General features: G+C 61.0%; 22 protein-coding genes. 17 read left to right on the forward strand and 5 right to left on the reverse strand.

Going from position 1 to position 26,237, the window contains the following annotated elements:
- The first annotated feature begins 76 nt into the window (after positions 1 to 76).
- From F0P96_RS19220 to mtaB, 3 genes are all read left to right on the forward strand, one after another.
- Positions 77 to 1,936, forward strand: a complete 1,860-nt coding sequence (locus F0P96_RS19220; protein WP_151080610.1) for an LTA synthase family protein — start codon at positions 77 to 79, stop codon at positions 1,934 to 1,936.
- Between the two features lie 28 nt (positions 1,937 to 1,964).
- Entirely contained in the window at positions 1,965 to 2,342 is a 378-nt protein-coding gene (locus tag F0P96_RS19225; RefSeq protein ID WP_201743878.1) for a hypothetical protein, read from the forward strand.
- 80 nt (positions 2,343 to 2,422) lie between these two features.
- Positions 2,423 to 3,772 carry a tRNA (N(6)-L-threonylcarbamoyladenosine(37)-C(2))-methylthiotransferase MtaB gene (mtaB, locus tag F0P96_RS19230; protein ID WP_151080612.1) on the forward strand — a complete coding sequence of 450 codons (1,350 nt, stop codon included), beginning with the start codon at positions 2,423 to 2,425 and terminating at the stop codon, positions 3,770 to 3,772.
- A gap of 86 nt (positions 3,773 to 3,858) precedes the next feature.
- Here mtaB and F0P96_RS19235 read toward each other — a convergent pair whose 3' ends face one another.
- Together F0P96_RS19235 and F0P96_RS19240 are read right to left on the reverse strand one after the other, a co-directional pair.
- Entirely contained in the window at positions 3,859 to 4,476 is a 618-nt protein-coding gene (locus tag F0P96_RS19235) for a helix-turn-helix domain-containing protein (RefSeq protein WP_151080613.1), read from the reverse strand.
- Positions 4,477 to 5,031: 555 nt separating this feature from the next.
- Positions 5,032 to 6,273: an ABC transporter permease gene (locus tag F0P96_RS19240; RefSeq protein ID WP_151080614.1), complete on the reverse strand. Its 1,242-nt coding sequence runs from the start codon at positions 6,271 to 6,273 to the stop codon at positions 5,032 to 5,034.
- Positions 6,274 to 6,422: 149 nt separating this feature from the next.
- On the opposite strand from F0P96_RS19240, the gene F0P96_RS19245 reads away from it, so the two are divergent.
- The 3 genes from F0P96_RS19245 (at position 6,423) to F0P96_RS19255 (ending at position 10,570) form a co-directional block, all read left to right on the forward strand.
- Entirely contained in the window at positions 6,423 to 7,703 is a 1,281-nt protein-coding gene (locus F0P96_RS19245; RefSeq protein WP_151080615.1) for an asparagine synthetase B, read from the forward strand.
- Positions 7,704 to 7,796: 93 nt separating this feature from the next.
- Positions 7,797 to 8,558, forward strand: coding sequence for a DUF6252 domain-containing protein (locus F0P96_RS19250; RefSeq protein WP_151080617.1), 762 nt, complete (start codon positions 7,797 to 7,799; stop codon positions 8,556 to 8,558).
- 176 nt (positions 8,559 to 8,734) lie between these two features.
- Positions 8,735 to 10,570, forward strand: a complete 1,836-nt coding sequence (locus F0P96_RS19255) for a glycoside hydrolase family 2 protein (RefSeq protein WP_151080618.1) — start codon at positions 8,735 to 8,737, stop codon at positions 10,568 to 10,570.
- Between the two features lie 126 nt (positions 10,571 to 10,696).
- Here F0P96_RS19255 and F0P96_RS19260 read toward each other — a convergent pair whose 3' ends face one another.
- The 3 genes from F0P96_RS19260 to lpxK are packed head-to-tail and all read right to left on the reverse strand — an operon-like array spanning position 10,697 to position 14,396.
- On the reverse strand, positions 10,697 to 11,338 hold the full coding sequence (locus tag F0P96_RS19260; RefSeq protein WP_151080620.1) for a MiaE family protein: 642 nt from the start codon (positions 11,336 to 11,338) through the stop codon (positions 10,697 to 10,699).
- 57 nt (positions 11,339 to 11,395) lie between these two features.
- The gene (locus tag F0P96_RS19265) at positions 11,396 to 13,312 is read right to left on the reverse strand and encodes a putative porin (RefSeq protein WP_160619931.1); all 1,917 of its coding nucleotides are present in this window, start codon (positions 13,310 to 13,312) and stop codon (positions 11,396 to 11,398) included.
- A gap of 16 nt (positions 13,313 to 13,328) precedes the next feature.
- On the reverse strand, positions 13,329 to 14,396 hold the full coding sequence (gene lpxK / locus F0P96_RS19270) for a tetraacyldisaccharide 4'-kinase (protein WP_151080622.1): 1,068 nt from the start codon (positions 14,394 to 14,396) through the stop codon (positions 13,329 to 13,331).
- A 160-nt stretch (positions 14,397 to 14,556) separates the two neighbouring features.
- On the opposite strand from lpxK, the gene F0P96_RS19275 reads away from it, so the two are divergent.
- From F0P96_RS19275 to groES, 11 genes are all read left to right on the forward strand, one after another.
- Complete coding sequence (locus tag F0P96_RS19275) at positions 14,557 to 15,231, forward strand: uracil-DNA glycosylase family protein (protein WP_151080623.1); 675 nt, start codon at positions 14,557 to 14,559, stop codon at positions 15,229 to 15,231.
- A gap of 50 nt (positions 15,232 to 15,281) precedes the next feature.
- Complete coding sequence (locus F0P96_RS19280) at positions 15,282 to 16,385, forward strand: Nif3-like dinuclear metal center hexameric protein (protein WP_151080624.1); 1,104 nt, start codon at positions 15,282 to 15,284, stop codon at positions 16,383 to 16,385.
- Positions 16,375 to 17,124 (forward strand): zinc ribbon domain-containing protein, encoded by a 750-nt coding sequence (locus F0P96_RS19285; RefSeq protein WP_151080625.1) that lies wholly within the window; start codon positions 16,375 to 16,377, stop codon positions 17,122 to 17,124. Before F0P96_RS19280 ends, F0P96_RS19285 begins: the two co-directional genes overlap by 11 nt.
- Positions 17,125 to 17,252: 128 nt before the next feature.
- On the forward strand, positions 17,253 to 18,764 hold the full coding sequence (locus F0P96_RS19290; protein ID WP_151080626.1) for a tetratricopeptide repeat protein: 1,512 nt from the start codon (positions 17,253 to 17,255) through the stop codon (positions 18,762 to 18,764).
- A 55-nt stretch (positions 18,765 to 18,819) separates the two neighbouring features.
- On the forward strand, positions 18,820 to 20,106 hold the full coding sequence (locus F0P96_RS19295) for an anthranilate synthase component I family protein (RefSeq protein WP_151080628.1): 1,287 nt from the start codon (positions 18,820 to 18,822) through the stop codon (positions 20,104 to 20,106).
- Positions 20,107 to 20,257: 151 nt separating this feature from the next.
- Entirely contained in the window at positions 20,258 to 21,697 is a 1,440-nt protein-coding gene (gene miaB, locus F0P96_RS19300) for a tRNA (N6-isopentenyl adenosine(37)-C2)-methylthiotransferase MiaB (protein ID WP_151080629.1), read from the forward strand.
- A gap of 180 nt (positions 21,698 to 21,877) precedes the next feature.
- Positions 21,878 to 23,179 (forward strand): sigma-54 interaction domain-containing protein, encoded by a 1,302-nt coding sequence (locus F0P96_RS19305; RefSeq protein ID WP_151080630.1) that lies wholly within the window; start codon positions 21,878 to 21,880, stop codon positions 23,177 to 23,179.
- The gene (locus F0P96_RS19310) at positions 23,166 to 23,705 is read left to right on the forward strand and encodes an LptE family protein (RefSeq protein WP_151080631.1); all 540 of its coding nucleotides are present in this window, start codon (positions 23,166 to 23,168) and stop codon (positions 23,703 to 23,705) included. The genes F0P96_RS19305 and F0P96_RS19310 overlap by 14 nt, the downstream gene beginning before the upstream one ends.
- 160 nt (positions 23,706 to 23,865) lie before the next feature.
- A complete protein-coding gene (locus F0P96_RS19315; RefSeq protein WP_151080632.1) occupies positions 23,866 to 25,215 on the forward strand; it encodes a hypothetical protein in 1,350 nt (449 codons plus the stop codon).
- 19 nt (positions 25,216 to 25,234) lie between these two features.
- A complete protein-coding gene (gene secG, locus F0P96_RS19320; protein WP_151080633.1) occupies positions 25,235 to 25,648 on the forward strand; it encodes a preprotein translocase subunit SecG in 414 nt (137 codons plus the stop codon).
- A gap of 286 nt (positions 25,649 to 25,934) precedes the next feature.
- The gene (gene groES, locus F0P96_RS19325) at positions 25,935 to 26,222 is read left to right on the forward strand and encodes a co-chaperone GroES (RefSeq protein WP_151080634.1); all 288 of its coding nucleotides are present in this window, start codon (positions 25,935 to 25,937) and stop codon (positions 26,220 to 26,222) included.
- Positions 26,223 to 26,237: the final 15 nt, after the last annotated feature.

Consider the following 26,237-nt stretch of genomic DNA (forward strand, 5'->3'; position numbering starts at 1 on the left):
ATGTATAACTGCTGCGCTGTCTACCACGTCGCACAAACGACAGACCTTACCTTTGCAGTCTTGTTTGCTGCACTGCGTGAGAAACCGCTTAACCTTTCAGCCGCGCTACTTTTTGTACTGGCTGCTGCTGTTTGCCCTGGCTCGGGCTGCTTTTCTGATTTACCACCACGCGCACACGGCGGCCCTGAGCAGTGGTGAGATAGTACGCTCTTTTCTATACGGCGTGCGTCTCGATGGCTCGGCTGTAGCCTACATCAGCTTTATTCCATTTGGTCTGTTGTTGGTGGGCAGCTTGTGGCCGCGTCTGCCGGTTGGCCGGCTCATTGGGGGCTACACCGCCGTGACAGGCATAGTGGTGGGGCTACTCACGAGTGCCGACCTTGAACTCTACCGCGCCTGGGGCTTCCGCCTCGATGCCACTCCCCTGCAATACCTCGACTCGCCGGGTGAAATGGCGGCCTCGGCCGGCAGCGCGCCGCTGGCGTTCCTGGTTGCGGTATTTGCGGGCCTGATGCTGCTGGGCTGGTGGCTCTACCGCCGTCTGCTCACACCGCTGCCGCCCTTGCCGCCTGCTTTTCCACGGCCGCAAGCCGCTCTGGCGAGCCTTCTTTACGCCGGCTTGCTGGTCGTCCCGTTGCGCGGGGGTGTGCAGCAGATTCCCGTCAACCAGAGCGACGTGTACTTTTCGGCCGCGCACCCGTTTGCCAACCACGCGGCCATCAACGTGCCGTGGAACGTGGCTCAGTCGCTGCAGTTGCGCGAGATGCGCCGCAACCCCTACCAATACATGGCCGACAGTGCGGCGCGGCGCGAGGTAGCGGCCTTATATAAGGAGTCGCCCTCCGCCGATTCGGTGCAGCTACTGACCACCCCGCGCCCCAACGTGCTGTTCATTATTCTGGAAAGCTTCACGGCGAAGCTGGTGGGGCACCTCGGCGGAGAGCGGGGCGTTACGCCAACGCTTGACAGCCTGGCCCGCACCGGCATTTCGTTTCGGAACTTCTACGCCAGCGGCGACCGGAGCCAGAAGGGCCTCGTGTCGTTGCTCAGCGCCTACCCCAACCAGCCAACGACCAGCATCATTAAGTTTCCGCGGAAAACCGAGCAGCTGCCGAGCCTGGCCCGCACGCTGGGCCACGCGGGCTACCACACGTCGTTTTACTACGGGGGCGAGTTGGCTTTTGCCAACATGAAATCCTACCTGCTCAGCAGCGGCTACGAGCACCTGACCGAGCGGCAGGATTTTGCCCAGCGCGACCAGAACTCGAAGTGGGGCGCCCACGACCACGTGCTGTTTCAGCGGATGCTGCGGGAGTTGGGCAAGCAGCCGACGCCGTTTTTCACCACGGCCTTCACGCTCAGCAGCCACGAGCCCTTTGACGTGCCGGGGCAGAAGCAATTTCGCAATCAGGACGAAGAAGCTTTTTTCCGCCATTCCGTCGCGTATACCGACCACGCGCTGGGGCAGTTTCTCCAGGCCGCCCGCCGCGAAGCGTGGTGGCCCAATACTTTGGTGGTGCTGGTAGCCGACCACGGGCACCAACTTCCGGGGTGGATGCCCGTGTACGACCCGCGCAAGTTCCGCATTCCGCTGCTGCTCGCGGGCGGTGCCCTCAAGCCGGAGGCAGCGGGTCGTTCGGTAGCCACGTTTGGCAGCCAAACCGATGTGGCAGCCACCCTGTTGGCCCAACTGCGGCTACCCTCCAGTGTCTATTCGTGGAGCCGTAACCTGCTGAGCCCGGCGCCGGCTGCCGCGCCGGGCGGCTTTGCCTTCTTTTGCTTCACCGACGGCTACGGTATGATGACTCCCCAAGGCCCGACCGTTATGGACAACGTGAGCCGCGCGCCCCTTACCCCCGCCCCCCTTATTCCCCGGCAAGTTCGCCAAGGACAGGCCTATCAGCAGTTGTCGTTTGCCGATTTTCTTGAGAAGTGAGGCCGCAACGACTGTACTTCCAGACATAATGCAGCTACTGTTCGTTTACAACGCCAATTCGGGTGCAGGCCATGCACTACTGGATGCCCTCCACAAGCTGCTCTCGCCCGCTACTTACTCCTGCACGCTGTGCAGCCTCACGTACGGCGCTACGCGCATGCGGCCCGAATGGAAGGCGTTTTTGCAAACGCTGCCCCTACCGGTTGTTTTTCTCTACCGCGACCAGCTAGTGGACCTTTATCCGCACCTCGCTGCCTTGCCGTTGCCAGCCGTGTTTACCGATGACACGACGGGCACCGTGGCACCTTTGGTTACGGCGGCAGAATTCCGTCACCTCGATTTATCGGGCTTAATGGCCTTGGTTCAAGCACGGGTTGCAGGTGCAAGGCCCCCAGCTACCCCGTAGCTCTGAATTGCCCCACCACAGGTTCGTTATGTTTCCGGGGGAACTGCCAGCCCACCGACCGTTGTATCTTTGCCGAACTTATGGAAACGCGCACCGTTGCCTTTTACACGCTGGGCTGCAAGCTCAACTTCTCCGAAACGTCGGCTCTGGGCCGGCAATTCGAGGAGCGGGGTTTCGCGAAAGTTGCCTTCGAGCGTGGGGCCGATATTTACGTCATCAACACCTGCTCCGTAACCGACCACGCCGACCGCAAATGCCGGAAAGTGGTGCAGCAGGCCCTCAAGCATAACCCCGAGGCGTACGTCACCATTGTGGGCTGCTACGCCCAGCTTAAGCCCCAGGAAATTGCCGAAATTCCTGGGGTGCACGCCGTATTGGGCGCGGCCGAGAAATTTCGACTGGCTGAAATCCTCGACGAAACGGCATTCCGCAAACCAGCAGCCGGGCAGCCGGGTCAGGTATTTGCCTCACCTATTTCGGAAGCCACTGAGTTTCACGCCGCCCATTCGTTTGGTGACCGAACGCGCACCTTTCTCAAGGTGCAGGACGGCTGCGACTATTCCTGCTCGTTTTGCACCATTCCCTTGGCGCGTGGCCACAGCCGTTCCGGCTCGGTGCAGAGCGTAGTGGAGCGGGTGCAGGCCTTAGCCGCTACCGGCGTGAAGGAAATCGTGCTGACCGGCGTAAACCTCGGCGACTTTGGCCTCCAAGGCCCCGAACGCCAGCGCCGCGAGTCGTTTACCGATTTGGTACAGGCCCTGGATACGGTGGAAGGCATTCAACGCTTCCGCATCAGCAGTTGCGAGCCGAACCTGCTGACCGACGATATCATCCGCACGGTGGCGCAGTCGAGGCGCTTTATGCCGCATTTTCACATTCCATTGCAGTCGGGCTCCAATAAAATCTTGGGCCTCATGCGCCGCCGCTACCGCCGCGAGCTGTACCAGGAGCGCGTGGCCCTCATCAAGCAGGTGATGCCCCACGCCTGCATCGGCGTCGATGTTATTGTGGGTTTCCCCGGCGAAACCGAAGCGGATTTCCTCGACACGTACCAGTTCCTGAACGAGCTGCCAGTGTCGTACCTGCACGTGTTTCCTTATTCAGAGCGGGAAAACACGCTGGCTCCCACGCTACCGGGCCGGGTTCAGGACCGCATTCGGCACGAGCGCACCACGCAGTTGCGCGGACTCTCGGAAAAGAAGAAGCGCTTTTTCTACGAACAGCACGTGGGCCTGGAAACCGAAGTATTGTTTGAAGACGACCTCGGCCCCGACGGGCGCATGGAGGGCTTCACACCCAACTACATTCGCGTAGCGGCGCAGTACGACCCGCTGCTGGTTGGGGAGTTGAAGCGGCTACGGTTGGTTCAGGTAAACTCTGGTGGCCTAATGGAAGCAGAAGAGCTCGGCATAGAGACATTCGCTCATTAAATCCCAAGCGCGTTGTCCACCGAAACCACAAGCGGCACCTCAAGTTGAGGTGCCGCTTGTGGTTTCGGTGGTTTTTCGTCGCAGTGTTACCGTTGCTTTTGAAGTAGCTCCAACATTTGTTGCATCAGCTTTTGCTGCTCCTGCAAGTGTTGGTTGCGCAATTCAGCCATTGCCAATTGGTGGCTTAGTTGCTGGGAATACAAAGCTGCTTCCCAAGATACCGCAGCAACCGGCGGAACAGCAGAAACTGTGGGTTGCGCACTGTGCACTGGGGCAGATTCAAATGCCGCAACTGGCTCGTTAGCCTTCGAAGCGGCAGGGACACCTACAGCCGTGGGAGCGGAAGCGGCCACCGCAGCAGGATCAGGCACATCCTTGTTAACCACTGAGTCCAACTTATGCTCCGTTTGCACATTTGGTTGCAGTACAGCTTCTTCATTGCCCATTTCTTTCAGTGAGTGTTCTGCCGCTGAGGTTGAAACGAGCATTGGTCCATTCCCTTGCATCAACCAATCTTTTGATACATTTGGGTATACTTCAAATATTTTACATAGCAGGTCGAACCCGGGTTTATTCCGCTCTTCAACAATGTGTTGTATCACTGTTGCCGTTTTATCGAGAGATAGAGCAAAGGCGTTTTTCGACAGCCCCAAAGACTGGATTAACCTGCTCACTCGCTGCCCTACTGTTTCTTGCTTTTCCATATATCCAAATGAGTAACAGACTCATGTGTGGCAAATATACACCAAATGAGTAATAATCTTCTTACCTCCATTGAGTCCAATAAACCGGCTTCTTTACAGAGCCTATCAGATTCAATTATTACCGGCACGTGTACCCGGCATTTCAAATCAATTTCCACAGCTTAATGAAAAACCCGCATCGTGACCTGACCTTGAGTTATCGTTTTCTACTTCCGGCGCAGGAACGTTGACAGGCTTAGTTTCATACTCCGACAGATTATATAGCGTGCCAACCAGCCAAGGCCACATTGCGAGTTGCTTGGCGCTCGGCTTTGTCTTGACTAGGAATAATCTTTCTCCAATTCTTTAGTCACTAAAAATCATGGCCAGTAAGTACACATTTCCGACTACGAGCGCGACGCAACATAGCATCATATGATGCCGAGCTAGGCTCAAGCACCTACACCTGTCTTATCCTCCGTGTGCCCCTATCCTATTGCTCTTGGCGGGTAATGCACGTGCTACAAACGGGCACGTTCATGTCTATTTCTAGAGCAATAGCCCAATTCAGCTACACTATTCGTAGCGCAACGACTCGATAGGGTCCAGAGCGGCAGCTTTGCTAGCGGGGTAATAGCCCGATGCGGTGCCCACCGCGACGCAAATTGCCAAGCCCAACGAGACCCACAGCCACGGCACAAAAAAGCCGCCGCCGCCCATAACCAGCGGCAGCAGATTGCCGCCGAGCACGCCCAGAATGATGCCGAACGTGCCACCGATGATGCAGATGACCACGGCTTCGACCAAAAACTGCTGCCGGATTTGCCGCGACGTAGCGCCCAACGCTTTGCGAATTCCAATTTCGCGCGTACGCTCCGTCACCGATACGAGCATGATATTGAGCAGGGCAATGCTAGCTCCCAGCAGTGCCAGAGCGGCCACAATGCCACCCACCCAGCGCACTTGCCCCGACAGCGAATCGAGCTTGCCGGCCAGCGAGTCGCTGCTTTCTACCTCGAAGCTGTCTTCCTGCCCCAGCGCATCCTGGCGGACGGCGCGCATTATGCCGCGGGCCTGGTCGAGCACAAAGGGCAGGTTGTCGGCCGTGGCTACGGCCGTCTTGATGTCGTAGGTTAGGGCTTGCTGGCGCGGCATCTGGTTGCCCGCCACCAATGGAATAAGCGCTAAACGGTCGGCACCGCCACCGCCACCAGCCCCGCTGCCGCTGTGCTCCAGCACGCCCACAATCAGAAACCGGCGCCCCAGGAAGTATACGTATTTGCCCTCGGCGGGTACGCTACCAAACAGCTTGCTCTTGATTTCGCTCCCCACAATGGCCACGCTGGCGCCGCTTTCCAGCTCGGTAGGCGTAAAGCTGCGCCCGGCACTCAGCTTGTAGCTTTGGTTGCGCAGGTAATTTTCGTCGCCGGCCATTACCTGGGTGTTGGGGTTGGTTTCCTTGCTGCCGGCCTTCACTTTCACGGCCCCGGCAATGTAGGCCGAGACGCCCACTTGCCCGTCGCTGCCCAGCCGTGCTTTGTACTGGGTGGCCTGTAAATACGTAATGGGCGGGTACTGCTTTCCCCGCAATCCGCCGCGGCGGATTTTATTGGTGTAGCCTTTGGCTCTGATATCAAAGGAGTTGGCGCCGAGGCTGCTGAAGGTTTCGTTCAGCGAGTACTTCAGCGCATCAATAGCCGTAAGGATACCGACCAGCGCGAAGATGCCGATGCTCACGATGAGGGCCGTGAGAATGGTGCGCAGCAGGTTGCTGTTGATGGAACGGAACGCTTCGCGAATGTTTTCTAACCAATGCATACCCACCAAGCCAAAAGACGTCTGTAGTCTTACCGTGGCGCTGCGGGCGGCAACTTGCCACACGCGGCCCGGCCGAAAGGTACTGGCTTTCGGCAAAACTCCTGCTGGTTTCGCTACATTTGTTTAGGCTGCTTTTTCCGCTTCGTCGCATGCTTTTGCTCCGTACTGTTTTCTCTTTTCTGCTGCTGGGCGTGGCGCTGCTGGGTCGCCCGTTGGCGGCTCGCGCCAGCGAGGTGCTCATTCCCATGGACGAGGCGCAGAAGGAACACCTCAAGGCCTACGGCATGGCTTATTGGCTGCTGGGCAAGCAGGTAGAAGTTGATTGGCTGCTGAATTACCGCGGCGGCTCCTTTGCCTGCCCCAACATGCCGGGCGTGGAGCAGGAGCTGGCCGTGCGGGGTGTTACTTACCAGGTAATCAGCGACGCGCAGTACAACGGCGTGCTGGCCCAGATAGCCGAGCCCAACGCCAATATGGACGTGATGAAACTGGAGAAGGCGCCGAAAATTGCGGTGTACACGCCCAAAGGCAAGCAGCCCTGGGACGACGCCGTGACGCTGGTGCTGACCTACGCCGAAATTCCCTACGAGGAAATTTACGACGACGAAGTGCTCGACGGCAAGCTGCCCAAATACGACTGGCTGCACCTGCACCACGAAGACTTCACCGGCCAGTACGGCAAGTTCTACGCCTCCTACCGCAACCGTCCGTGGTACCAGCAGCAGCAGCGCGATGCCGAGGCCGCGGCCAAGCGCCACGGCTTCGGAAAAGTAGCTCAGATGAAAGCCTCGGTGGTAACCAAGATGCAGGAATTTGTAGCTGGCGGTGGCTTCTTGTTCGCCATGTGCTCGGCCACCGACACCTACGACATTGCCCTGGCCGGCCTGGGCCTCGACATGGTGGAAAGCATGTACGACGGCGACCCGGCCGACCCCACGGCCCAATCGAAGCTTAATTTCAACCGCACGCTGGCTTTCAAGGACTTCACGCTGGTGCGCGACCCGTACCAGTACGAGTATTCCAACATTGACATGCAACCCTACGAGCGAGGCGTGGGCGAAGACAACGACTACTTTTCGCTCTTCACTTTCTCGGCCAAGTACGACCCGGTGCCCACCATGCTCACCCAGAACCACACCAAAACCGTGAAGGGTTTCATGGGCCAGACCACCGCGTTCCGCAAGAGCCTGGTTAAATCGGATGTGCTGGTGATGGGCGAAAACAAGGCCTCGGGCGAGGTGCGCTATATGCACGGCGAGTTGGGCAAAGGCACCTGGACGTTCTACGGCGGCCACGACCCTGAAGACTACCAGCACTTGGTGGAAGAAGAACCCACCGACCTGAGCCTGCACCCCAACTCCCCCGGTTACCGCTTGATTCTGAACAATATTTTGTTTCCGGCGGCCAAAAAGAAAAAGCAGAAAACCTGATCTATTCGCTTTTAAGAACGGCCCGACGTGGCCGTTTTTTGTGGCCGACTATCGGTTGCTGATTATTGCGCCTGTATTCCCATTTTGCTCCCAATGCCTCGCTTTACCTCACCGCTTTACCGCCTAGCTTGGCTAAGCCTGCTCCTGCTCACGTTCGGGTTTGCCGGCTGCACCAACACCGAAAAAGAACAGGACCCTGCTCCCACCACCGGTGCCGTAACGGGCGTCATTAGCCCGGTTGGGGCTATCAGCGCCGTTACGGCCACCAATGCGGGCGGGCTCACGTTTCTAGCTACTCCCAATGCCTCGACTGGTGCTTTCTCGCTACCCAAGCTCGATGCCGGCAGCTACACGCTCTCGTTTACGCCGGCCAACGGCTACAAGCAGCCTGCTCCGCGTAGCGTAACGGTCACCGCCGGCAACACCACCGACGCCGGGACTATTGTGGCCGTGTCCGATGGCACCATCAAAGGGGGCACGGTCGGTTGGTCGATTGGCGGGGTAACGTACACGGGAGTTCCTCCAACGGGCAGCGTAGATGTTGCCAACGGCATCTTCTTCCTTTCGGCCATCGGCGGACTCACCGACCAGCTGCAGCTGAGCATGGGCATGTCTTTTTACGGGGTCGGCAACTACCCTCTCGGCACGTCGCCTTATGTATCAGCCCTGTACATACGCAACACTGGCCCCTCTACCCTTACTTACGGCACGACCAGCAACTCGGGCAGCGGCAGCATCAACGTTACGGCGTTCGATGCCACTGCCGGTACCGCAGCCGGCACGTTCAGCTTTACCGCGGTGGGCACAGCCGGGAATGTGAGCGTAACCAACGGTACTTTTTCGCTGCGGTTCTGATCCGGATCGCTACCGTCGGGTAGTAACCCGGCTCGGTTTTCATCGGTGGGCGAGAACCAGTTCCTAAACGGCTCCTGCTGCCTGTCGCCGGCCCTGTCAATCGGTATTGTTCGGCTTCTGATCCATCCTTCAGCGTCCGAATTGCGTTTGTAGAAGCTCACCTATGCCTGGGTTGCATGAGCGAACCAAGAACACCTCCGCCTACCGCCGCCGGTGCTCAGCCCGACGGCGGCAACCGTTTGCCGCGCGCTGTTCTGCGCACCAACAACTACGAACTGCTTGATGGTGAGTGGTTTTTCGCCATCGACGATGCCGATTGCGGGCTGCGCGAAGGGTGGCACTTGGGACACCGCTACGAACACAAGGCCCAGTGGCCCGGGTCGATAGAAGACCATATGGCCGCCGCCAAAGGCCACATGGCTTCGGCGTGGCAAGACGAGGTGGTGGCGTGGTACGAGCGGGAATTTACGCTGCCCGCGCGCCCCGACGGGCAGGATAACCACCTGTATCAGCTCACGTTTGGAGCCTGCGGTTACGAAACCCGGGTGTGGCTCAACGGGCACCAGCTGCGCACCATCGAAGGCGAAGACGTGCACTACGGCGAGTACACCTCCTTCAGCTACGAGCTGCACGAGGCGCATTTACGGCCCGTCAACCGCCTCACGGTGCGCATTGCCGATACCATGGACGCCGAAACGCCCCGCGGCAAGCAGGAGTCGCACGTGTACAAGCGCGGCGGCATCTGGTACCAAACCCAAACCGGGGCCGTGCGCTCGGTGTGGCTGGAGCTAGTAGAGCGCAACCGCCTCCGCTCCCGCGTGGGCGTCGACAGCACCATCGAGGACCAATTGGTGCGCTTCAACCTGAGCACCCGCATTCAGGACCCTGGCCAGTACACCCTGCGGCTGCAAGTGTTTGAGCGGGCGACGGATCAGCCGATGGCTACTTCTGATTTTCCGCTGAAGCTGGAGGCCGGGCAACGGCAGCAGCGCGTGGTAATGGAGTTGCCGGGCGCGCAGCTTTGGTCGCCGGAGTCGCCCACGCTCTACCGCTTGGTAGGCCAGCTCATTGATGCGAATGGGCACGCGGCGCAGATCGAAACGCTGTTTGGCCTGCGTAAAATTGAGTCGCGAGGGCGCTACGTGTACCTCAACAACCAGCCGATTTACCTGGATGGCATTCTGTACCAGCCGGGTACGGCCACGTTCGAGGAAATGCAGCGCCACATGCACGCCATGCAGGCCCTGGGCTGCAACCTAGTGCGGGTACACATTGCCGGCGTCGATCCGCGCATCTACAACCTGGCCGACGAGTTGGGCCTGCTGCTGTGGGTGGAAGTGCCCAGCCCCCACAGCTCCACGCACCGCAGCCGCGAAAATCACCGGGCTGAGCTGCTGCGCATGCTGGCGCTCATCGAGTCGCACCCGTCGGTGGTTATCTGGAGCCTCTACAACGAAGACTGGGGCGCGCAGGACATTGCCACCAACCCCGAAACCCGGCGCTACATCGTCGACATGTACCACTACATGCTCATCGAGCACCCCCAGTTTCTGGTGGTCGACAACGACGGCTGGCAGCACATTTCCCAGGAAGGCCGCCTGAAGTCAGACCTGCTCACGGCCCACCTCTACACCCCCGACCTCACGCGCTGGCAGGAACTGCTTGACCGCCTTGTGGCCGGCGAGCTGGAAGGCACGGCCGCTTTTCCGCTGGTGGTGGGCGACCCGTTTTTCTACCGACGCCAAAAACCGCTGATTGTCAGCGAGTGGGGCGGCTTCGGCTTTCCCGATTACGGCGGCCCGCAAGACGCCGCCGCCCGCACCGCCGCCATTGTGGCCTTTAAGCAAGAGCTGCGGCGGCGCCCCATTGCCGGCGACGTGTACACACAAGCCACCAACATCGAAGACGAGCGCAACGGCTTGATCGATCCGCACACGGGCGAGTTGAGTGTGCCCACTGGCCTGCTTAACTCGCGCAGTTCAGGCTCGGGCGAGACGACACCGGAGCGGTAGCAGCTTTGTGCTTTGCAAGCAGGTCGAATACTAAATAATTTTCTAATAAGCTTTTAGTCCATCTTACCTAAAGCAGGACTCTCGCTTGCTTTGTGCAACATCTCCGGATAAAGCCGCGGCCCGCACTTAATGCATTCGGTCGTCGCGCACGGGCAGGCTGGTCACGATGTCGCCTTCGATCTTGAGGAGCTCCTGCAGCCGGGTATCGACTTCCTGCGCATTGCAATATTCCTTGGCCAGGTCGACGTAGGCCACAAAGTGCCCGGCTTCTGACACCATCAGCTCGTAGTAGAACTTGCTTAGTTCGGGGTCGGGAATGTGCTTCCAGAGCAGTTTGAACCGCTCGCAGGAGCGTGCCTCAATCAGGGCCGACACCAGCAACTGGTCCATGAGCTGCCGTTCGCGGGCGCCGCCGCGGCGCACGTGCTTCATCAGTTCCACCACGTACTCGTCGCGACGCGGACGGCCCAGCGGCAGGTTGCGTTTGCGCAACTCCTGCAGCACCCGCTCGAAATGGCTCCACTCCTCGGCTACCAGGTCGGTCAGCTCGTCCACCAGCCGGGTTTTCTCGGGGTAGCTCACGATGAGCGAAATGCCGGTGGAAGCCGCTTTCTGCTCACAGTAGGCGTGGTCAACGAGGATGTCGCCGATGTTCTTGCTGGCAATATCCACCCAGCGCGGGTCGGTATTGAGCTTGAGTTTCAGGATGGTTTTTTCGCGCTTGTCGGCTTCTTCTGCCGAGGGCAGCGGGGGCAAAGAGTCGGTCATAATCAGCTAAAGCAATTGTTTACCTACCAAACGGCAACAGCATTTCTTTTCGATTAGTTAGTCGAAGAAATTCCACTTGATGCCGAACTGAAAGCTGCGCGGATTACCGGTATAGTAGGGGCTGGCGAAGTAGCCGTTGCGGTAGATGCCTTGGTTGAGGTAAGCCATCTTCAAAAACACCGAAACGGTTTTGATGTCGGCCGTCACAAACGCATCGACGATGGGGTAGCTGCGGCTGGTAAAGTGGTCTTGCACAAAGAACTGCTGGGTGCTGGGCGCGTAGTCGTAGGGCTGCCAGCGCGCCTGGTAATAGGTTTCGAGCCCGATCTGGCTGAACAATGCTTTCTTGAACAAAAAGCCCTCGGCGTACACTTTCAAATTGGCTACGACCGGCGGAATGCGCAGTCCCTCCCCGCTTCCGCCTTGGGTAAGCACCACTTCGTTGTCGGTGTGCAGCAGACCGAGGTGCAACTGGTGGCGCAGGGTGCCAATGAGCAGCTGCTGGCTGCCGCTAAGCTGCGCGGGCTCGGCCAACTGGTTGTAGTACACCAGATCGGTTACGTTGGCTACGGCCACCGACGCCCGCACTTGCTGCTGCAAACGGGCCTCGCGCCGCCCAATCCGTTGGTTGAGCGAGACTTTCAGCTCATTCGACAGCGTGTTGGAGAAGTTGTTCTGCCACCGATAGTGGTTGCTCGTCAGCTGGGTTTCGGTAAAACTGGGCGCATAGGCCGAACTGGTCAGGTCGGCGCGCAGCGGGCCGTAGCGCAGGGAGCCGCGCAGCCAGTACTCGTCGGGAAACTTGTACTCGCCCGCGCCCTCCACGTCGAATACCTGCTTCCAGCGGAACGCCACGCTGCCGCCCACAAACAGTTGGTTGGCGCGGCGGTCGGGCAGCAGGTGGCGCAGGTCTTCGCCCGCAGGGAAATACACTAAGTTGCGGGTGCTCAGGCGGGTATTGCGTACCCGACCGTAGAGCCGGTACTCCAGAAAATCGGTGCGCCCGAGCACGCCCACCGTGTTTTCTACCTGGTGATAGTCGGCCCGGTCGTCGGTACGGATGGAGTCGAGCAGGGCCCGCGGGTAGTAGCGCAGCGTGTCGTTGTCGTACGGCAACGCCTTGTCTTCGTAGCGGTTGTACTGGCGGCCCCAGTCGAGGACGTGAAATGCAGTGAGCCCGCGCCCAACGAGGCGGTAGGTGTGCGCCAGGTGAAACCGGTCGCGGTTGTCGGTGTTGGTGGCCTGGCTGAGCCACACGTTTTCCTGGTTGTAGCTAAAGAGTCCGCGCAGCGAATCGAGCCGATCCTGGGAGCCGGGCCGGATGCCGCCCTGCTCCACCGCCGAGTGCCGCCCGATGTAGTAATTGGCCAGCAGCTGGTACCGGTCGTCCTTGGTTTGGTAGCGCCCGAACAGCAGCACCCCCGAGTGCGTCGTCAAGCCAACCTTCGGCGCGCTGGCCAGCTGCTTGTCGCCGCCGAAGCGGGTGTAGGCAATGCCCAGGTTGACCGCCTTCTTGATGCTGCGACTGTACATCCCTTCAAATACCGACTCGCCGGTGCCGCCCTGGATAAACCGAAAAAAAGAATACGGCGAGCGAGTGTCGTAGTAAGGAATGGTGGTAGGTTCGGGGAAATACTTGTCGAACGCCGTGCGCCCAAAACGCGCCCCGATGTTGGTATTCACTTCCCACAGCAACCGGCGCGAGGCCGTGGCGTAGTTGCCCAGGTCCTGCTGATAGGTGCTATCGTAAAACCAGTGGCGGCTCTGCTGAATGCCGTTGATAGTGGTGTCGATGGGAGTGCCTTCGGGCAGGTTGCGCAGCACGTTTACCTCGCGCACGACCAGCGTGGTGCGGGGTCCGTAGAGCGCCTTGGTGGTGTCGTCGACAATCTGGGCGCGCAGCAGCAACGGACACAGCCACAACAGCAACACCAGCCCACGCCGCAGCCCAGCAGCCGGCAAACGGGAAATCAAGCAGGAAAGCGCGGAATCAGGCAACGGGTTGGGGCGTAAGCAGCGGCATGAGCAAGGCGTGCAGGCGCTCGGCGCCGTCGGCCAGAAAGCTCACGCGAATGGGAACGTAAAATAACGGCAAACTCGCCACGGCAGTACGCAAGTGCGGTTCGCGCAGCCGGGCCGCGTCTTTTTGCGTCGTCAGCACTACTTGGCCGGGTTGAAGCACGGCGGCGGCTTCGGCCAGCTCGGCGGAGGTAAAAGCATGGTGGTCGGCATAACTCATGTGCCGCACCACACGGTAGCCCGCCTCGCGCAAGTAAGCCAGCAACGGCTCGGGCTGGGCAATGCCTGTCAGTACCAGCACTTCGCTGCCGGATGTCGGCAATGAATAAGTCAATGCGCCACTTACCGGCACCGGCCTGCCGTAGATGTAAGAGGAAAACAGCACCAGCACATCGGGCCGGGCGTAGCGGCGCACCTGCTCGGCAGCGGCGTGCTGCGCGGTTTCGGGCCACTGCGGCGGGCATTTCGTCACAATGACCACGTCGGCGCGGCGGGCCCCGCGGCGGCTTTCGCGCAGCCGCCCGGCGGGCAGCACGTAGTCGTGCCAGAAGGGCCGGGCCTGCTCGGTGAGCAAAATATTGAGTGTGGGCTGCACCCGGCGGTGTTGGTAGGCATCGTCGAGCACCACGGCGCTGATGGGCAGCTGCAGCGCCGCCAGTTCGGCCAGCCCGTGGCGGCGGTCTTCGTCGACAGCTACCGGCACGGCGCCTCCAAACTCGTGGAAATGCTGCCACGGCTCGTCGCCGATGGTGGCTGCGGTATCGGTGGGCCGGGCCAGGCGGAAGCCTTTGGTTCCCCGCCCATAGCCCCGGCTCAGAATGGCTGGCTGCTGGCCCAGGTTGCGCAGCAACTCAACCACCCACGCTACGTGGGGCGTTTTGCCAGTGCCACCCACGCGCAGGTTGCCCACGTTAATGAGTGGCACAGCGGCGCCGGTTGCCGCAAGCAGGCCCGTGTCGTAGAGCCAGTTGCGCACGGCGGCCACACCGGCGTAGAGCCAGGCGAGCGGAAGCAGCACAAAAGTCAGCAGCGGGGACATGCAACAGGAGAGAAAACCGGAGGCTACGAGGCGCACGGCCGGCAAAAATACGCGAAATGGCTGCGCCCCGGCCTATGCGCCCAAAACCTTTCCTCCGCTTGCCCGTGTTGGCTGGCCCCAACGAAGTTGCCATCCGTATGCTGGTTTTTCGCTCCGCGCTATGCCCACCTTCGCCGACCGACTGCTCACTTTTCTTACTGATTTCCCGGCCCCGCCCGCCCTGCCCAATGATGTGGAGGCCTACAATCCTTGTAAAGAACCCGTTGCCCACGACCTGCTGACCCGGTTTGCGCACCGGCATTACGCCGACGACCGGCCCCGCGTAGCGCTGTTGGGCATCAATCCCGGCCGGTTTGGCGGCGGCACCACCGGCATTGCCTTCACCGACCCGGCCGCCCTGGCTTCCCATTGCGGCATTGCCAACAACCTGCCGCGCCGCAGCGAGCTGTCGAGCCAGTTCATCTACCAGTTGGTTTCTGCATTGGGCGGCGCCCCGGCGTTCTACCAGCATTTCTACCTAGGCTCGCTCTACCCGCTGGTGCTGCTGCGTCACGGCCTCAACTACAATTATTACGACTCGCCGGCCCTGACCGCCGCGCTCTGGCCCGACCTCCAAAGCGCCCTGCAGCAACAAGTAGCCCTCGGCCTGCGCCGCGACGTAGCCGTGTGCCTGGGCCGCCGCAACGCCACCTATTTCGAGCGGCTCAACCACGAGCTGCAGCTGTTTGAGCGCCTTGAAGTGTTCGACCACCCGCGTTACCTGATGCAATACAAGCGCCGCGCAGTACCCGATTTCGTGACGCAGTACACGAAGGTGTTGGGCGAAATGCTTTGACGCGAAACCGTTTTTTCGTCCGCAGAAGCCCCGGCACGTACCTTCGCTTTATGTCCGCAACCGTCCACGACCTCGCGCGCGCCCTCGAAGGCTGGGCGCCCCTGCCCTACCAGGAAAGCTACGACAACGCCGGCCTGCAGTGCGGCGACCCGCAGGCCTTGGTGCGCGGCGTACTCATTGCCCTCGACTGCACCCCCGCCATCATCGACGAAGCCATGCGGCGGGGCTGCAACGTGGTGGTGGTGCACCATCCTGTCATTTTTCAGCCGCTCAAACGCCTCACCGGCGCTACCGAAGTCGAGCGCACCATCATGCGGGCCTTGCGCCTCGACGTGGCCGTGTACGCGGCCCACACCAACCTCGACAACGTGCGCCACGGCGTAAGCTGCCACCTGGCCGAAAAGCTGGGCCTGGAAAACCTGCGCGTGCTCGACCCCAAGCCTGGTCTGCTCGGCAAGCTGATTACCTATGTGCCTTCTGCACATACCGAAGCGGTGTTGCAGGCCCTCTACGCGGCCGGCGCCGGCCGCATTGGCGACTACCACGACTGCAGCTTCCGTGTCGACGGTACCGGCACGTTTACGCCCGGCCCCACTGCCAACCCGCACACCGGCACACCTAACCAGCCCGAAACCGTGCAGGAACAGCGCGTGGAAGTACTGCTGCCGCTGCACCTGCAGCAGCCGGCATTGCGCGCCCTGCGCGAGGCGCATCCGTACGAAGAAGTAGCCTACGAGCTCATCAAGCTGGAAAACCAGCACCAGGAAGTGGGCTCCGGTATGATTGGGGAACTAGCCGAGCCGCTGCCCGCCAAGGAGTTTCTGCGCCGCCTGCGCGAACGGCTCCACGTGCCCGTCGTCAAGCACACCGAGTTTCACGCCGTTATCCGCAAAGTAGCCGTGTGCGGCGGGGCTGGCAGCTTCCTCACCAGGAAAGCCGTGGCGGCCGGAGCCGACGCCTACGTCACCGGCGACATCAAGTACCACGAGTTCTTTGCGCCCGAAGGCCGGCTGCTGCTCTGCGACGTGGGCCACTACGAAAGCGAACAGTATACCGGCGAGCTGTTTCGGGCATTGCTTACCGAGAAATTCTCGCGTACTTTTGCGGTCTTGTTAGCAGAGACCCTCACGAACCCCGTTCGCTATGATTTCTAATCCGTCCACGGAAACCACTGTCGCCAGTAAGCTGGAAGCCTTGCTGAATTTGCAGCAAATTGACTCGCAACTGGATGAAATCCGGCGCGTGCGGGGCGACTTGCCCGAAGAAGTTCGCGACCTGGAGGACGAAATTGCCGGCTACGAAGTCCGCGTTAAGAAATTTGACGAGGAAGTAGCCTCCCTCAACGAGCAGATCAAGCAGCGCAAGCAGGCCGCCAAGGACGCCGAAACGCTCATCAAGCGCTACGAAGACCAGCAGCAGAACGTGCGCAACAACCGCGAGTACGAGGCTGTGGGCAAGGAAATCGAGCTGCAAAAGCTGGAAATCCAGATTTCGGAGAAGAAAATCCGCGAGGCTCAGTACCAGATCGACCAGAAGAACATCGAAATCGGTGGCACCAAGCAGCGCCTCGAAGAGCGCCGCAAGGACCTCACCAACAAGCAAGCTGAGCTGCAGGTAATTGTGGGCGAAAGCGAAGCCGATGAGCAGAAGCTCATGCAGGAGCGCGAAGTAGCCGCCAAGCCCGTCGAAGAGCGCCTGCTGACGGCCTACACCCGCATCCGCGGCAACGCCCGCAACGGCTTGGCCGTGGTGATGGTGAAGCGCGACGCCTGCGGCGGCTGCTTCAACACGGTGCCCCCGCAGCGCCAGGCCGACATCATTTCGCACAAGAAAATCATCGTGTGTGAGCACTGCGGCCGTATTCTGGCCGACGTGGAAGCCAAAATCGGCTAAGTCGACTCGTTGTTACGTCTCGAAAAGGAACGGCCTCGTGTCGTTCCTTTTTTGTTGCCACCCCCATGCACTTTTGCGACGAGGTACGCCAGAAGCTAGGCTTGCGCCGGCTTTTCATACGCAGTGCTATGCCGCGCGTGGTTTTGCTGGTGGCAGCCTTGGCGGTTTTCGGTCGCACCTACGCCTCGAATAGCTCTTCGCGCTTCCAGTCCGAATCTGACCTTGCAAGCGCATCGGCCGATGCCTTGAGCACGGCCAGCCGGCGGGCCTATGCCGAGCTGCTGAAGCTGCGCACCGGCGCAGCCCGCGCCCTAGTGCGAGCCGAGCTGCGCCAGACGCCCCACAACCCCGGCGCCTTGCTGGTGGACGAAGGCGTGGGTTTTACCGAACTAGTGGTGAGCCAGGACGCCACCCGCTACGACGCCGTGATTGAGCAGCAGGACGATTACCTGGAACAGCTCGACGCCTTGCCGCACTCGGCCTTGCGCGACTATGCCCGCGCCGAAATTCGCCTGCACCAAGCCGCGGCACAGGTCATGTTTGGGCATGAGTTTCAGGGCGCCTGGAGCCTGCGGCAGGCCTATTTGCAGGTGCAGCAAAACGCCCGGCGCTGGCCCGCGCACCTGCCCACGCGCAAAACGCTCGGGCTCTGCCAGTTCCTGATCGGTTCGGTGCCCGAGGGCTACCGGTGGTTTCTGAACCTGCTGGGGTTGCCCGGCGACACCAACGCGGGCCAGCAGAACCTACGCGCGGCAGCCCTGCGCCCGCACGATTTTCAGACCGAGGCGCAGATCTTGCTGGCCCTCACCCGCCAGACCTACTACGGCGCCGACGACGAGGCCGCCACCCTGGCTGACCGCCTCGTCCGCGAGCAGCCCGACAATCTGCTGTTCAGCTACTTAAGTATGTCGGTACAAAAAAAACTGCACCGCGCCGACCGCGCTCTGGCCGCCTACCGCAGCCGCCCCACCGGCCCAACCTATTTTCCCGTGGCCTACCTGCACCATATGGCCGCTGATTTGCTGCTTTACCAAGGCCAATATCCGGCTTCAGCTCAAGCCAATCAATTGTTTCTGAACGAGTACCGCGGGGTGCATTACCGCAAGGACGCTTGGTTTAAGCTCTACCTCGCCCACTGGCTGGGCGGCGACGCCACCGCGGCCCAGCGGGCCCGGCAGCAGATTGTGGCCGGCGGCGAAACCGTGGTGGAAGAGGACCGCTACGCCCAGCGCTTCGTCGACGACGCGGTGCCGCTGAACCGCGCCCTCACCACAGCGCGCCTGCAACTCGACGGCGGCTACTACCGCCAAGCCTTGGTCACGCTCGATGGCTTCAACGCTACCGCCGCCACGCCCCTGCGCGACCGGCTGGAGGAGCCCTACCGCCGTGCCCGCGCCCACCACGGCCTCGGCCGGCTCGATTCGGCCCGGCTTTATTACCAGCGCACTATAGCACTGAGTGGCTCGGCGCCCTATTATTTCGCGCCGCAATCGGCTCTGCAACTGGGCTATATATGCCTGGAAGCTGGGCAAAAAGCGCAGGCCAAGGTGTATTTTCAGAAGGCATTGAGCTACAGCAAGCACGAGTACAAAACCAGCACCGACGCCAAAGCCAAAGTAGCGCTGGCGGCGCTGAAATAAGCCGGGCGCGCCACCCCGGCTGGCACAGGCGCGGCCGGCAGGTTACTTTCGTGGTGTGTTGCGTATTCCTGTAGCCGAGCTGCCCGCCGATTTTCGGGCCCGCGCCTTGCGCTGGGCGGCCGCGTTTGTGCATTGCGCCTACTTCGAGCCCAACGACCTGGCCTATCCGCACGGGCCGTTTCAGCGGCTCTTGGCCGTGGCCGATGCCGGTGCCGAGGCGCCTTTTTCTTTGGCCACGTTGCGCCCGTGGCTGCAGCCAGCCGCTTCTGCTCCGCGCTGCGGCTTTGTGACGTACGACGTCAAAAACGAGATTGAAGCCCTGAGCAGCAGCCGTTTCGCCGGTTTTGCCTGGCCGGCGCTGCACTTCTTCACGCCGCATACCTGGTTGCAATGGCCCGGCAACGACGTGGAAATCTTTGGTGCCGCCCCCGAAACGACTCTGCAACAGATCCTGGCGGCAGAACTGCCAGCATCTGTACCGCCCGACGTGCCCGCCGTGCACCCGCGCATGGCCAAAGCCGATTATTTAGCGGCCGTGGCGGCCGTGAAGGAGGACATTCTCGACGGTGAAGTGTACGAGTTGAACCTCTGCCAGGAATTCTACGCCCAGGGCGTGCACCTCGACCCCGTCGACCTGTTCCAACGCCTCAACGCCGCTTCTCCCACGCCGTTTGCCGGCTTCTGCCGCTGGCACGACCACTTTCTGCTCTGCGCCTCGCCCGAGCGGTTTCTGGCGCACCGGCCGCCGGTTATCGTGTCGCAGCCCATCAAAGGCACCAGCCGCCGCGGCGCTACGCCTGCTGATGACGAGCAGCAGCGCCAGGCCCTCTTGAACGACGAGAAAGAGCGCGCCGAGAACCTGATGATTGTGGACCTGGTGCGCAACGACCTGGCCCGCGTGGCCCGAACCGGTACCGTGCAAGTGCCTGAGCTGTTCGGTCTCTACCCTTTCCGGCACGTGTGGCAAATGATTTCGACCGTGCAGGCCGAGCTGCGGCCGCAAGTGGATTTAGTTGACGTATTGCGCGCTACGTTTCCGATGGGCTCGATGACGGGCGCACCGAAGATTCGGGCCATGCAACTGATTGAGCACTACGAGCGCACCCGCCGCGGCCTTTACAGCGGCACGTTCGGCTTCGTCCGGCCCGACGGCAGCTTCGATTTCAACGTGGTCATCCGCTCCCTGCAGTACCGCGCCGACACCGGCTACCTGAGTTTTCAGGTCGGCTCGGCCATTACCTACGACTCTGTCCCGGAACGCGAATACCAAGAGTGCCTGTTGAAAGCCCAAGCTATGCTGGAAGTGCTGGGCAGTGAAATTGTGGAAGGTCCAAACGGCTAAAGCGTTAAATGACTGCCCGTTGAAGCGCACCGCAAGAACAACCAGCTATTTAGCACTTTAGCCATTTAGCTATTCAACGAAGCTGCCAAACTGTCATTTTTGCCCGGCAAGGCGTACCTTTGTCCTCCTTTCGCTGATTTTTCCCGAGGCCATGTCTCAACCGATTCTTACGCTTGACTTTCTGGACCAGGCCACCGCTCCCGCTACCGAGCAGCTGCCCGCCGACGTGCGCGTGACCGAAGCCACCCACACCGGCCGCTCGCGCCGGCTCTACATCGAGAGCTACGGCTGCCAGATGAACTTCTCCGACTCCGAAATCGTGTCCAGCATCCTCTTTGACGAGGGCTTCGATACGACCACTGAGTTGGCCGAGGCCGATTTGGTGCTGCTCAACACCTGCTCCATTCGCGAGAAGGCTGAAATAACGGTGCGCCAGCGCCTCAAGGAAATCAACGCCCACAAGCGCCGGCAACCGGGTTTGCTGGTGGGCGTGCTGGGCTGCATGGCCGAGCGCCTCAAAAGCAAGTTTCTGGAGGAAGAACAGATTGTCGACCTCGTCGTGGGCCCCGATGCTTACCGCGACCTGCCCCGCCTGATCAAGGAAGTGGACAATGGGCAGCGCTCGGTGAACGTGCTGCTGAGCCGTGAGGAGACGTACGCCGACATCACGCCGGTGCGCCTGAACTCCAACGGCGTGTCGGCCTTCATCAGCATCATGCGCGGCTGCGACAACATGTGCTCGTTCTGCGTAGTGCCTTTCACGCGCGGCCGCGAGCGGAGCCGCGACGCCCACAGCATCGTGCGCGAGGCCCAGGACTTGTTCGTGAAAGGCTTTAAGGAAGTCACGCTACTGGGCCAGAACGTAGACTCTTACAAGTGGCAGTCGGCCGATGGCTCGGAGTTCGTGAACTTCGCCCAGTTGCTGGAGCGCGTGGCCCTCGTCAGCCCCGAGTTGCGCATCCGCTTTTCTACCTCGCACCCCAAGGATATTACCGACGAGGTGCTGCACACGATGGCCCGCTACGACAACGTGTGCAACTACATTCACCTGCCGGCCCAGAGCGGCAACTCGCGGGTGCTGGAGCTGATGAACCGCACCTACGACCGGGAGTGGTACCTCGACCGCGTGGCCGCCATCCGGCGCATTCTGGGCCCGGACTGCGGCATTTCGACCGACATGATTGCCGGCTTCTGCTCCGAAACCGAGGAAGAGCACCAGGACACGCTCAGTTTGATGGACCACGTGCAGTACGACATGTCGTACATGTTCTTTTACTCGGAGCGTCCCGGCACACTGGCCGCGCGCAAGCTGGCCGACGACGTGCCGCTGGACGTGAAAAAGCGCCGGCTCGCCGAAATCATCGAGCGGCAGCAGCAACACAGCCTCATCCGCAGCCAAATGGGCGTGGGCAAGGTGCACCGCGTACTGGTCGAGAACGTGTCGAAGCGCAGCACCGAGCACCTGAGCGGCCGCAACGACCAGAACAAAGTGGTCATTTTCCCCAAAAAACACTACCAGAAAGGCGACTACGTGAACGTGCTCGTTCATGAGTGCACCAGCACTACGCTGCTGGGTAACGCGGTGGAATAATTTTCAACTGTCATCCTGAGCAACGCGAAGGACCTTCTCTGTGCTGAACAGTCGACGGTAGAGCGACTCCCGTTCACGTAAAGAGGCGCTACACGTTCTACTGGATGACAGTCTTTTTTCGCCCTAGCGTAAAATATTCGCTGCCGCTTTTCGTCTACTCCACGAAAACCCACGCCTGATTTGACTCCTTCCGAAATACAAAGCATCAAGCAGCGCTTCGGCATCATCGGCAACGCGCCGGCGCTGAACTACGCCATTCAGGTGGCGGCGCAGGTGGCTCCTACCGACATGACCGTGCTCATCACGGGGGAAAGCGGCTCGGGCAAGGAGTCGTTTTCGAAGATCATTCACGCCTTGTCGCCGCGCAAGCACGGGCAGTTCATAGCCGTCAACTGCGGCGCCATTCCCGAGGGCACCATCGACTCGGAGCTGTTCGGCCACGAGAAAGGCTCGTTTACCGGCGCTTCGGAAGCCCGCAAGGGCTACTTTGAGGTAACCAACGGCGGCACCATCTTCCTCGACGAAATCGGGGAAATGCCGCTGGGCACCCAGGCCCGCCTGCTGCGCGTGCTCGAAAACGGCGAGTTCATCCGCGTGGGCTCGTCGAAGGTGCAGAAAACCGATGTGCGCGTGGTCACGGCCACCAACGTGAACCTGCTCGACGCCGTGCGCGAGGGGCGCTTCCGCGAAGACCTCTACTACCGCCTCAACACGGTGCCCATTACGGTGCCGCCGCTGCGCGAGCGGGGCGAGGACATCTACCTGCTGTTCCGCAAGTTTGCTACCGACTTTGCCGAGCGCTACCGCGTGAAGCCCATCACACTCACGCCCGATGCGGTACAGGAGCTGCAGCGCTTCCGTTTCCCCGGCAACATTCGCCAGCTCAAGAACATAGCCGAGCAGATTTCGGTGTTGCAGACCGAGCAGCGCGAGGTCGACGGCCGCCGCCTGCGCCACTACCTGCCCCAGGACCAGTCGTCCAACCTGCCCATGCTCATCGGCGCCACTGCCGACGGAGTGGCGCCTTCGGGCCTCTCGGAGCGCGACTTGCTCTACAAGGTGCTCTTCGACATGCGCCGCGACATGACCGACCTGAAGAAGCTGGTGCTGGAGCTGGCCGCCGGCGGCGCCCGTTACGATGGCGGCCAGGCCCAGGAGCTGGTGCGCCAGAACAGCCACTTATTTGCCGCTGCCGGCGGCATGACCCCCTACGAGGGCGGCAGCCGCCTCTCCCGCCCCGCCGACGAGTCGTTCATCATCAACGCCCAGCCCGATGAGTACGACGTGGAGGATGAGGTGCAGCGCGTAGAGGACATCACCCACGAAACCGAGGAAGAAAGCCTCTCGCTGGAAGCCAAGGAAAAGGAAATGATTGTGAAGGCGCTCAAAAAGCACCACAACAAGCGCAAATACGCCGCGCAAGACCTCGGCATCTCGGAACGCACGCTCTACCGCAAGCTCAAGCAGTATGACCTGGAATAACCGTTTGGCTGCCCTGCGCCCGTTGCTGCTGGTGCTGGTGGTGTGGCCGCTGCTGGCTGGGTGCGGCATTTATTCGTTCACGGGCACCAACATCGATCCGGCCGTGAAAACCTTTTCGGTGGCCACCTTCCCCAACAACGCCACCAACGGCCCCTCCTTTCTGGCGCAGCGTTTTTCGGAAGATTTGCGCGACTATTTCCAGCGAAACACGACCCTCAAGCTGGTGCCGCGCGACGGCGACCTGCAGTTTGAGGGTCAGATTGTGGCTTTTGATTACGCGCCGGCCGCCATTCAGCGCCAAGACGGGCAGGACCAGGCCGGCATCAACCGCCTGACCATTCAGGTGCGGGTGAAGTTTACCAACACCAAGGACCCCAAGCAGGACTTCGAGCAGACCTTCCAGAGCAACGGGGACTTTGCCGCCACCCAGGACATTACGGCCATCAACAACGACCCGGCGGCGGTGGGTCGCATCACCGCCCGCATCATTACCGACGTGTTCAACAAGTCGGTGGCCAACTGGTAGCTTGCTGCGCCGGTTGGTTACCGGTTTTCAGATGGTTTAATGGGTAAATTGCTGTATTGTTGCGGCCCCTCCTGCGGCGGTCTTGCTTCCCCAAATGCCGCTTCACAAGCCCTAATTCGCTCAATTCGCTAGCAGCCACTTGTTTAACCTCATCTAATACATGACCCGCGCGTCGCTGCTACAAGTTCTCGACCACGTCACCGGAATTTCGGAAGCCGAAGTTCGGGAGCTGGAGCAATTGGCTACCGCGTTTCCCTACTGCCAAACGGCCCATTTGCTGCTGGCCAAAGCCGCCCACGACCGGGGCAGCATGCTCGCCGGCCAGCGCCTGCGCCGCGCCGCTACCTACGCCGCCGACCGGGAGCTGCTGCGGGCCCTGATTGAACAACCAGCCCCCAGCGCCACTCCTACCAGCTGGCAAGCCGCCGATTCGCTTCCCGTGGCAACTCCCACGGCGGAACCCGAAGCAGCTACTACGCCTGCCGGCAATTCGTTTGCGGTATCAGCTGCCGCCGTTGCGCTGGAACCAGCCCAGGAACAGGCACCAGAAGCCGCCGATTTGCCCGCAGGAACGGTAGACGCTAGTCCGTCGCCTGAGGCTGCTCCCGTTTTGGAGGAGGCAACAGCGGCGGCAGAACCAGCAGGCGTGGTTGAGTCGGCCGAATCAGAAACTGAACCCGACGAGCCAGCAGCGGCTCCGGCAATGGCGGACGCCGAAGCACAACCGGCAGCGGAGCCGGCTGTCGACCCCAGCGAAGCTGTTCCGGTCGATTCGAGCAGTGCCTTGGCAACGGCTGCCGAAGCTTGGGTTGCCGTTTCGCTCGACGACGACGCTGGTCCCGCCGCGTCGGAACCGGATGCTGAACCAACCATTCCGGAGCCGGCGCCTCCTGTAACCGACGAATTGCCGCCGGTGGCCCCGGCCATCCGGCCGCCGGTAGAAGTTGGCAGTTCCCGCTTTGAGTTTGGCCTGGCCGAATCGTTGCCCCCTGTCACGGCCTACCAGCTTCCCGATGCCCTCGAATCGGAAGCGGCTTTACCCGCTGTGCCCGCGTTCTACGGCGACGAAGACGTAGCCTACTCATTGGCTGGAGGCAGCCGCCTGGGCATCTGCCTGGTGCCGCAGGCGGCCGAGCTTACCCATGAATTGCCCGTGGCCAACGCCTGGGAGCCCGACGCCCTGCTGCTGGGCCACGCGGCGCAGCACCGCCCCAACACCCGGCAGGCGCCTTCGTCGCTGGCCCTCATCGAGCGGTTTTTGCGCACCCAGCCGCGCATCAAAGCCGGCACGCCCCGCCCTGCCACGGCCGTCGAGCCCCAAGCCGATTTATCGGTGCGTAGCACCAGCACGGCCCCTAGTCTGGCCACCGAAAGCCTGGCCAAAATCCTCATCAAGCAGGGCAAAACGGCCCGTGCCATTGAAATTTACGAGCAGCTGATGGTGCGCCAGCCCGAAAAAAAGGCGTACTTTGCCGCTCAAATTGACCTTTTGAACCAACAGCCGGAATAACCCCGGAACACCCAAGTAGATGTACACCGCCATTATCGTCCTCATTCTGTTTGTTTGCCTGCTGCTGGCCCTTGTGGTGCTGGCCCAAAACTCCAAGGGCGGCGGATTGTCCAGCAACTTTGCCGCTGGCGGCACCGCCCAGCTCATGGGCGTGAAGCGCACCGGCGACCTGCTTGAGCGCCTGACCTGGGGCTTCGCCATTGCGCTGATTGTGCTGGCGCTGGGCTCCCACGTGGTGCTGAACGACCAAAGCGGCGGGCCGCTGCGCAGCGTGAATCAGCAGAAAGCCATGGAAACCCGCGTACCCGCAACGCCCGCTGCTCCGGCTCCGCAGGCCCCCGCGCCGGGTGCTACCGCTCCCGGTGCTGCTACTCCGCAGACTGCACCCGCAGCTGCGCCGGCTCAGCAGCCGGCTCCCTCTCCGGCCCAGTAATACCGCAGTTTCGCCCTACCAACCGGCGGCTTTTCGCATCAGCGAAAAGCCGCCGGTTGTTTTTTACGCACGGGGGTTTGCTATACTTGCGGCCGCTGCTCTGCCACGAGTGTGTCGGCTTTGTCAGGTTTGGGGCCCGGCAAACGGTAAAAAGTTCCGTTTTGCAACCATTCTGTCAGGTTTCGGCGGGCTGGCACAAGAAGTGCCGAGCGGCAACCGCCCCTTACCGAGGAGCATTCGTTGACTCTCTTTTTGACCATCACCCTCCAAACACAACACCAGCAGAATGGCTATTAGCATCAAACCGCTGGCTGACCGCGTGATTATTGCGCCGGCCGCCGCCGAAGAGAAAACCAAATCGGGCATCATCATCCCCGACACGGCCAAGGAAAAGCCGCAGCGCGGCGAAGTAGTGGCCGTGGGTGCCGGCAAAACCGAAAACGGGACGCTGGTGAAGCCTTCAGTAGCGGTAGGCGACCAGGTGCTGTACGGCAAATACGCCGGTACCGAAATTACCGTCGACGGTCAGGACTACCTCATCATGAAGGAGTCGGACATCTTCGCCATCCTGTAAGCATCCCCTCTTTCA

Source organism: Hymenobacter busanensis (genome assembly GCF_008727865.1).
In the GTDB taxonomy this organism is placed as follows: domain Bacteria; phylum Bacteroidota; class Bacteroidia; order Cytophagales; family Hymenobacteraceae; genus Solirubrum; species Solirubrum busanense.